This window comes from Agrobacterium sp. 10T429 (genome assembly GCF_056393925.1).
In genome coordinates this window covers 1-476 of sequence record NZ_JBFTGV010000042.1, presented here as the reverse complement: position 1 = coordinate 476, position 476 = coordinate 1, and the positions used below count along the sequence as shown (strand labels likewise).

At 67.9% G+C, this 476-nt stretch carries 1 pseudogene; it reads right to left on the bottom strand.

Going from position 1 to position 476, the window contains the following annotated elements:
• Positions 1 to 427, bottom strand: a pseudogene (locus tag AC1DCP_RS26405) (hypothetical protein); the annotation flags it as partial.
• Positions 428 to 476: the final 49 nt, after the last annotated feature.

Sequence of the window (476 nt, the reverse complement as noted above, 5' to 3'; positions counted from 1 at the left end):
CTTCCACGACTTCGCGCGAGGCGCTCTCGGGTTGATCGGACAAGGTGTTGATGGCCTGCGTACGCACCGCGATGTCCGGCGACTGCAGCAGGAGGCTGCTCGCGGCGCTATCGACGATGGCCCGCAGGCTGTTGTTCAGCGTGAGGGACTCGAGTTCATCGGCCTTCACGGTCACCGGCTTGCCAGTGATGGCATCGACGGTCTTGTCGCCATCCTGGCGCACCATGCCCACCGATGGCGCAAATTGGAGTGCATCGTCCTGGAGCGCGCGCAGGATCGGGCCGGCCTGCTCGGGCGGCGCCTGGGTCAGCGCGGCGAGCGCGGCAGTCTTGGCGTCGAAGTCGTCTTCGACCAGCGGCTTGAGATCAGCCTGCGTGAGCGGTGCCGCCCACAGCGGCGCGGCGGCCAGCAACAGCGCAGCCAGCATGGCGCGCAGCCACGGCAAGGCGGACGGGAATGGAGATCGGTGCATAGGG